Origin of the sequence: Pelomonas sp. KK5 (genome assembly GCF_001984095.1) — a bacterium.
Classification (GTDB): domain Bacteria; phylum Pseudomonadota; class Gammaproteobacteria; order Burkholderiales; family Burkholderiaceae_C; genus KK5.
Window position 1 is genome coordinate 1 of the sequence record NZ_LYVQ01000269.1, and the last position, 7,868, is coordinate 7,868.

General features: G+C 73.3%; 5 protein-coding genes and 1 pseudogene. 4 read left to right on the forward strand and 2 right to left on the reverse strand.

What is annotated here, in order from left to right; translation table 11 throughout:
- Both B0W88_RS27510 and B0W88_RS27515 read left to right on the forward strand, forming a co-directional pair.
- Positions 1 to 869, forward strand: an 869-nt coding sequence (locus B0W88_RS27510; RefSeq protein WP_158080957.1) for a S8 family serine peptidase, incomplete at its 5' end; no start/stop codon positions are given.
- Positions 870 to 913: 44 nt separating this feature from the next.
- The gene (locus B0W88_RS27515; RefSeq protein WP_077037759.1) at positions 914 to 1,552 is read left to right on the forward strand and encodes a PEP-CTERM sorting domain-containing protein; all 639 of its coding nucleotides are present in this window, start codon (positions 914 to 916) and stop codon (positions 1,550 to 1,552) included.
- On the opposite strand, the gene B0W88_RS27520 is transcribed toward B0W88_RS27515, so the two are convergent.
- The gene (locus B0W88_RS27520; RefSeq protein ID WP_083749108.1) at positions 1,509 to 3,944 is read right to left on the reverse strand and encodes a S9 family peptidase; all 2,436 of its coding nucleotides are present in this window, start codon (positions 3,942 to 3,944) and stop codon (positions 1,509 to 1,511) included. The two genes, B0W88_RS27515 and B0W88_RS27520, sit on opposite strands and share 44 nt — an antisense overlap.
- Before the next feature lie 193 nt (positions 3,945 to 4,137).
- Between B0W88_RS27520 and B0W88_RS27525 the strand changes: the two genes are divergently transcribed.
- Positions 4,138 to 5,235, forward strand: a complete 1,098-nt coding sequence (locus B0W88_RS27525; RefSeq protein WP_158080958.1) for a hypothetical protein — start codon at positions 4,138 to 4,140, stop codon at positions 5,233 to 5,235.
- A gap of 9 nt (positions 5,236 to 5,244) precedes the next feature.
- Here the strand turns inward: B0W88_RS27525 and B0W88_RS27530 are convergent, their stop codons facing one another.
- Positions 5,245 to 6,786 (reverse strand): alkaline phosphatase, encoded by a 1,542-nt coding sequence (locus B0W88_RS27530; RefSeq protein WP_083749109.1) that lies wholly within the window; start codon positions 6,784 to 6,786, stop codon positions 5,245 to 5,247.
- A gap of 126 nt (positions 6,787 to 6,912) precedes the next feature.
- On the opposite strand from B0W88_RS27530, the pseudogene B0W88_RS27535 reads away from it, so the two are divergent.
- Positions 6,913 to 7,868 (forward strand): annotated as a pseudogene (locus B0W88_RS27535) (hypothetical protein); the annotation flags it as partial.

Below are 7,868 nucleotides of genomic sequence, written 5' to 3' on the forward strand. Positions count from 1 at the left end.
AGCCGCTCAACGAGTTCCAGACGCTGAGCGAGCCGGCCGGCGCCGCCTACAACGATCCCTACGTGGGCCTGCAGCGCGGCTTCGCGGCGCTGGGCGTGGCCGAGGCGCAGCGCTGGTCGCGCGGGGAGGGCGTGTCCATCGCGGTGGTGGACACGGGCCTGGACGCCGGCCACCCCGAGCTGCGCGGCCGCATCGCCGCCCAGCGCGACTTCGTCGGCGCCGCCCATCCGCTGCTGGCCGGTCCCGAGCGGCACGGCACGCAGGTCGCCGGCGTGATCGCGGCCGAGGCCAACAACCGGCTGGGCATCGTCGGCGTGGCGCCGCAGGCGCGGCTGCTGGCCTACCGGGCCTGCTGGGAGCAGCCCGGCGAGCCGGGCGCGCGCTGCAACAGCTTCACCTTGGCCCAGGCGCTGGGGGCGGCCATCGCGGCCGGGGCCGACGTGATCAACCTGAGCCTCAGCGGCCCGCCCGATCCGCTGCTGGACAGGCTCGCCGCAGCGGCGCTGGCGCGGGGCACGGTGATCGTCGGGGCGGTGCCGGCGGGCGGGGCGCACGGCGGCTTCCCGGGCGGCGTGGCCGGCGTGCTGGCGGTGCGTTCGTCGGACGAAGCACCTGCGGCCGGCACCCTGGCCGCGCCGGGCCGCGACATCCTGACCCTGGCGCCGGGCGGAAGTTTCGACTTCGCTTCCGGCAGCTCGCTCGCCGCCGCCCAGATCAGCGGCACCGCGGCGCTGCTGCGCGCGCTGGTGCCAGGTCTTGCGCCGGAACAGCTGCGCCAGTGGCTGCAGGGGGCCGGCGCGCTGGCCTGCGAGGCGGTGCGCCACCTGCGGGCCCAGGCGCAATGCAGCAGCGCAACCCCGGCACCCTGAGAGGGTACTCAGGCGGGTCACCCCAACCGCATGAGGAGCCCTCGATGACGACACGAATCCTTGCTGCCGCCCTGCTCGCGAGCGCGCTGCTGCCGGCCGCGGCAGCCACCGCGAACGACCCGATCGACGACTTCATCGCGACCTACACCGGCCCGCACGCCGGCGACCTGGACGTGGTCAGCAGCTTCGTCAGCTACAACACCGACACCGATACCTTCACCTTCTCCGGCACGATGAACGCCGCCATCGGCACGACCGCCGGCAGCTTCTACGTCTGGGGCGTCAACCGCGGCAACGGCGCGGCCTCCTTCGCCACGCTGGGCACCGGCTATCCGGACATCAAGTTCGACATCGTCGTGATCCTGCGCGCCAACGGCACCGGCAGCGTGGGCGCCACGGCGCTCACGCCGGTGCTGGACGGCAACACGATCAGCGCCACCGTGCCCGGCTCGCTGCTGGCCAGCACCGGCTTCGCCAAGGCCGCCTACACCTGGAACCTGTGGCCGCGCGCCGGCAGCGTCAGCGGCACCGCGGCGATCTCGGACTTCGCGCCGGATGCCACCAACCAGAGCGTCACGGCGGTGCCCGAGCCCGCCTCGCTGGCGCTGATGGGCCTGGGCCTGGCGGCCGTGCTGGGGATCAGTCGGGCGCGCGCACGCGGGGATCGCCCAGGTAGGTCCTGAGCCACTGGCTCATCTCCCACTGCACCTGGCCCACCGACTCGCGCGCCGTGTAGCCGTGCCCCTCCCAGGGCAGCAGCACATAACGCGCCGTTCCCCCGGTGCCGGCCAGGGCCTGGTACAGGCGCTCGCTCTGCATCGGGAAGGTGCCGCTGTTGTTGTCCAGCTCGCCGTGGATCAGCAGCAGGGGCTCCTTGATCTGCGTGGCGTAGAGGAAGGGCGAGAGGCGCTGGTACACCTCGCGTGCTTCCCACAGGTTGCGCCGCTCGGCCTGGAAGCCGAAGGGCGTCAGCGTGCGGTTGTAGGCGCCGCTGCGGGCGATGCCGGCGCGGAACAGGTCGGTATGGGCCAGCAGGTTGGCGGTCATGAAGGCGCCGTAGCTGTGGCCGCCGACGGCCAGGCGCCGGGTGTCGACCATGCCCAGCTCGTCGGCCTTGTCGATGATCGCGCGGGCATTGGCGACGATCTGGTCGACGAAGGTGTCGTTGACGTTGCGCGGGTCGCCGACGATGGGCATGGTCGCGTCGTTCAGCACGATGAAGCCGTCCATCAGCAGGTTCAGCGGCGACAGGCCGGTGAACACGTTGAAGCGGTTGGGCGAGCCGCTGATCTGGCCGGCGGTGGCGTCGTCGGCGAACTCCAGCGGGTAGGCCCAGACCAGGGCCGGGCGCTTGTCCCCCTCCTTGAAGTCCGGCGGCAGCCAGAGCCAGAAGCTCATCTCCACGCCGTCCGCGCGCTTGAAGCTGACCAGCTCGCGGCGGATCTTGCGCAGCTGTGGCGTCGGGTCCCTGGCGCGGGTCAGCGCGCTGCTGCCGCTGCCGTCGCGCAGCATCAGGTTGGGCGGCTCGGTCGGGCTCTCGCGCTGCGTCACCAGGCGGCCGCCGTCCAGCAGAAGCAGCGGCTGCTCGTAGGCGTTCTCGGCCGACTGGAAGATCCGCGTCGTCGCCCCGTCCTTCAATGACATGCGGTCCAGGAAGGGCCGTTCGCCGCGTGGGCCGGCACCGGGACCGTTCATCAGCAGCTCGCCGTGGGCGGCGATGACGACGCTGCGGCCGTTGCCGGGCAGCGTGCGCATCAGCGGCGTGCCGGGGAAGCGGTATTTCTCGCGCAGCGAGTGGTCGAACAGCGGCCGGCTCTGCGAGCCGTTCAGCGGCAGCACGTAGCTGCGCGTCCAGGCGCGTGTGCGGTCCACCTCGGTGAGCAGGGCGTTCTGGCCGTCGTCCAGGAACAGCAGGCGCGCGAAGCGGTGCGGCATGCGCTGGACCTCCTGGGCCTCGCCGATGAAGGGCGGGTCCAGGCGCATGACGCGATCGCGGAAGGCCACCTGGCGGGCCGGGTTGCCGCCATCCAGCGCCTCGACCCAGTAGACCGCGGCGTCGCCGAAGGGCGAGCCCTGGAACACCCGCGGCCCGGCGGGCACCCCGTCCAGCGCCACGCCCTGGCGCATCGGCAGCTTGGCCAGCTCGCGCAGCAGGCGGCCGTCGCGGGCGCGGACCTCGACGACGCGCGGGAAGTCGTCCCAGGGCAGGCCGTAGCTGAAGGGCCGCACCAGGCGCTCGGTCAGCAGGAACTGGCCGCTGGGGCCGCTGGCCCCGTTGCCGGTGCCGACCACGCCGATGCTGGTGTACAGCGCGGGCGTGCCGTAGTCGTGCGACAGCCCGCTGCCGATGTCCACCACCGTCAGCATCGAGCGGGCGTGGTACTCGAACAGCGCCTCGTCGTAGGGGCTCCTGAGCAGGTCGGCGAAGGTGCGCTCGGGCGAGGCCCGGCCCTGGCTCTCCTGCACCACCGGCCCGCCCGGGCCGCGCACCGGCGGCGGGCCGCGGCGGTCCGGCACCGTGGCCACCACCACCTCGTGCGCATTGAGCCAGGCCGGCTCGCTCTGCATCAGCACCGTGTTCAGCTTGACGAAGGCGATCGGCCGGATGCGGCCGCTGCCGCTGTCGCCTAGCCACAGCTCGCTGGCCTGGTCGACCCGCCGTTGCAGCAGGAAATGCTGGCCGTCCGGCGACCAGGAGAAGTCATGGAACAGGCCGCCGGCGGGCAGCTCGACGTTGCGCTCCGGCGCATCCGGATTGAGCAGGGGGCGCAGCCGCAGCTTGAGGATCTGCACCAGGCCCTGCGGGCAGGCGCAGCCGGGCTCGAAGCGCAGGCCGGCCAGGCGCAGCGCGGGGCGCGACAGCTCCTCGATGCTGGAGAAGCGGCGGCGCTCGATCGTGGCCAGGGTCTGGCGGTCCGGCGAGATCTGCCAGCGCGGCAGGGCCGGCGCATCGAGCAGCTCGCGGATGGCCGGCGAGGGCTGCTGCCAGCCCGTCGGCTCGGCCGCGCCAACAGGCGCACAGGCGAACAAGACCAGCGCCGCGGCGGCCAGCCGGCGGGGCATGCGCAACTGCATCGTCGATGTCTCCGGGATCTCTGTGTTGTGGCGTGCCCCGCCACGATAACGCCTGAAACGAGCGGACCCTCATCCGCGGGGGCGCTCGCACCATAACGCCAAGTTCAAGCGTGCGCGAATGGGCAATCCCCCCGCGTTCGTGGGTCCGGGAATTGCCGCGCGCGGCCTGACCCCCCCTAATATCCGTTCGACCATGCGAATGCCCGAACTGAGCCTGCCGCCCCCTGCCGTCCAGCCGCTGCTGCCGGAAGGCGAGGCGCTGGGCGTCTGGCGCATCAAGGCCGCGCTGTTCCGCGCCGACAACGGCGGCCAGTGGTACCGGGCCCGCCATGCGTTGGACCAGGAGCGCCAGGCCGCGGTGCTGGTGCTGCCCCGCACCGAGCGCACCGCCGGCGTGATGCTGCGCTACGGCGACCTCGCCGGCGAGCTGGACCAGATCCGCCACCCCGCCATCGCCGTGCCCGGCGACAGCGGCGTGACCGGCGGCGGCCAGCCCTACCTGATCCTCGACTGGGCCGGCGGCCGCCCGCTGACCCAGGCGCGCGCCAAGCTCTCGCTGCGCGAGCGCCTGCAGGTGCTGGTGCAGCTGTGCGATGCCTTGCGTCATGCCCACCAGCAGGGCTGGCTGCTGAGCGAGCTGGACCCGTCGCTGCTGTGGATCGGCCCCGGCGTGCAACTGAGCCTGATGGGCCTGGGCCTGGTGCGCATGCCCGATCCCGAGAATCCTTTCGAGCGCGGCACCAGCCTGGGCACTTCGCCCGGCTACCTGAGCCCGGAGCAGCGCGAGCAGGGCGCCGCGCCCAGCCTCGCGAGCGAGGCCTACGGCCTGGGCGCGCTCTTGTGCATGCTGGTCGACGGCCGCCTGCCCAACGAACTGATCGATGCCGACGTCTCGCTGGCCGCCGCCTGGCCCGCGCTCAGCGCCGCCGAGCGGCTGAGCCTGGATGCGCTGATGCACAAGGCGATTGCGCCGCTGCCCGCGCAGCGCCATCCCAGCGCCGAGGCCCTGGCCGACGACCTGCGCGCCTGGCTGGCCGGCGAGAACCACTCCGCGCTGGCAATGACACCGATGCCGGTGCCCGCACGCCCGATCCCGCTGCAGGACCCGGCCTTCGAGCCGAGCCGGCGCGAGCAGCCGGTCTCCGGTCAGCAGAAGCCGCGCGCAGGCATGCGCCTGCTGATCGCCAGCCTGGCGCTGGCCACGCTGGCCGCCGGCGGCTGGGCCGCGCGCAAGCAGGTGTTCGCCGAGCGCGAGCCGGCGGCGCAGCAGCAGCCGGCGCCGCACGGCTGATCGGCGTCATCAGGCCGCCTGCACGCCCGGCCTGCCGGCCTCCACCGCGAAGCGCGCCGAGTCCCCCACCGGGCTGGCCGCGTCCCACACATCGCCCTTGATGCAGCGCAGCCGCGCGTCCAGGCGCCTGGGCGTCAGCTCGAAGGCCATGTAGCCGCGCTCGTCGTTGCGGGCGTAGTGCAGCTGCGGGTTCAGCGGGCGGATCGCGTCGAGCGCGGCCTGCTTGCCGCCGTGGCTGCTGATCGAGGTGGCGCAGAACTCGCTGGCCAGCAGCGGGCTGGCCGTGTCGTCCGGGTCGGCATGCAGGTCGGCCACGTAGTTGGCATGGACGTCGCCGCCCAGCACCACCGCGTTGTCGATCTTGCGGGCGGCCAGGTCGGCCAGCAGGCGGGCACGGGCGCCGGGGTAGCCGTCCCAGCCGTCGGTCCAGTACTTCGCTTCCTCGGGCCGGGCGGCCGGGCGGTGGGCGCGCATCATCAGCGTCTGCTGGCCCAGCAGGTTCCAGGGGCGCGTGTCGTCCCAACTGCCGGCCAGCCATTTCTCCTGGGCCGCGCCCAGCAGCGTGCGCTTGTCGTCCAGCAGCGCCGGGCATTGCGCGGCGCTGACGGTGGTGGAGCCCCAGCGGCCCGGCGGCGGGCAGACCTGCGGGTCGCGGAACTGGCGGTCGTCCAGCATCACCAGCCGGGCCAGGCGGCCCCAGTCGTAGCGGGCGTGGATCTGCAGCGCGAAGCCGCTCGGCCGCGCCGCCTTGGGCATCGGCATGTGCTCCCAATAGGCCTTGGCGGCGGCGGCGCGGCGGCGGTCGAAGTCGGGGTCCAGGCTCTCCGAGGTGCCCGAGGCCCAGTCGTTCTCGGTCTCGTGGTCGTCCCAGATCGTGATCCACGGGCAGCGGGCGTGGGCGGCCTGCAGCAGCGGGTCGGCCTTGTACTGGGCATAGCGCTGGCGGTAGGCGGCCAGTGTCCTGCACGGGCCGCCGCTGTGGTGGCGCGGCGCGGGGTCTGCGGCGGCGGTGCCGTACTCGTAGATGTAGTCGCCCAGGAACAGCACGAGGTCCAGGTCTTGCCTGGCCGCATCGCCCCAGGCGGTGAACAGGCCGTGGTCCCAGCGCTGGCAGGAGGCGATGGCGAAGCGCAGCCGCTCGACGGCAGCGTCCGGCGCCGGCGCGGTGCGCGTGCGGCCCACCGCGCTGCGCCGGCCCAGCGCGCCGAAGCGATACCAGTACCAGCGGTCCGGCTTCAGGCCCGCGGGTTCGGCATGCACGCTGTGGGCATCCTCGGCCACCGCCATCTCTCGGCCGCGCGCGACGATGCGGCCGAAGGCCTCGTCCTCGGCCAGTTCCCAGTCCACCGGCACCTGCTCGGGCAGGCCCTCGCCGCCGAGGCGGGTCCACAGCACCAGCCGGTCCGGCCGCGGCGAGCCGGAGGCGATGCCCAGCGCGAAGCGCTCGACATCGGCGGCGCGCGCATGGGGCACGAAGGCGGGGGCGCAGGCAGCGGCCAGCGAGGCCTGCAGCAGCGCGCGGCGGAGGCGGTCGGGGGGCGTCGGGATCATGGGCGCGAGCATAGCGAGAGCGCAGTGTCGCGGCGATGTCCATACCGTCGATGCGGGGCGTTATGTGGATGCGGCGCACGTGGACTGCCGCTTATCATGCGCCGTCAAAGCAGGGCCCAATCCGCCATGTCCGCCATCGCCTCGTTCCCGAATCGCGCTTCGCTGGCCCTGTCGCTGGTCATCGCTGCCGGCTGCGCCCTGCTGGCGCTGGCGCTGGCGGCGCACCATCCCTTGTCGCCGCTGCTGGCCAGCCTGGCCGTGCTGGCCGCGGCCACGGCTGCCGCGCGCTGGTGGACCCGCACGCCCGCGGTTCTGATGGCGCTGCTCCCCTGGATCGGCCTGGCCCCCTGGACGGGCTGGATCACCTTCGAGGAGCTGGACCTGCTGGTGCTCGCTTGCGCGGCCGGCGGCTACCTGGCCCTGGGCCTGCGCATGCCGCCGCAGGACCGTGCGCCTACGTGGCGCCGGGCGCTGAGCTTCTCCGGCCCCGTGCTGCTGCTGATGGCCCTGTTCACCGTCTCGCTGCTGCTGTCGATGGAGCGCGGCTTCGCCGATGCGGGCGGCTTCGAGTGGGGCTGGTTCCAGGGCTATTTCGAGCCGATGAACAGCGTGCGGCTGGTGAAGAGCTTCTTCGAGGTGCTGCTGCTGATGCCGCTGTGGGTGCAGGCGGCGCAGACCCGGCCGCGCGAGCTGACGCAGGCGCTGCTGTACGGCATGGCGCTGGCGCTGGCCGGGGTCTGCGCGGCGGCCATCTGGGAGCGCAGCGTCAACACCGGCGGGCTGCTGGACTTCTCGTCCGACTACCGCAGCACGGCGCTGTTCTGGGAGATGCATGTCGGCGGCGCGGCGCTGGACGGCTGCCTGGCGCTGACCGTCCCCTTCGCCGTGCTGGCGCTGCTGCGCGCCGGCTCGCCGCGCATGTTCGTGGCGCTGCTGGTGCTCGCGACCGCCTCGGTCTACGTGAGCCTGACGACCTTCTCGCGCGGCGTCTACATGGCGCTGCCGATCGGCCTGGCGCTGATGGTGCAGCTGCGCGGAGCGCAGCGCCGCCGCGCGCTGGAGGCGCCCGCGCCCACCACGAC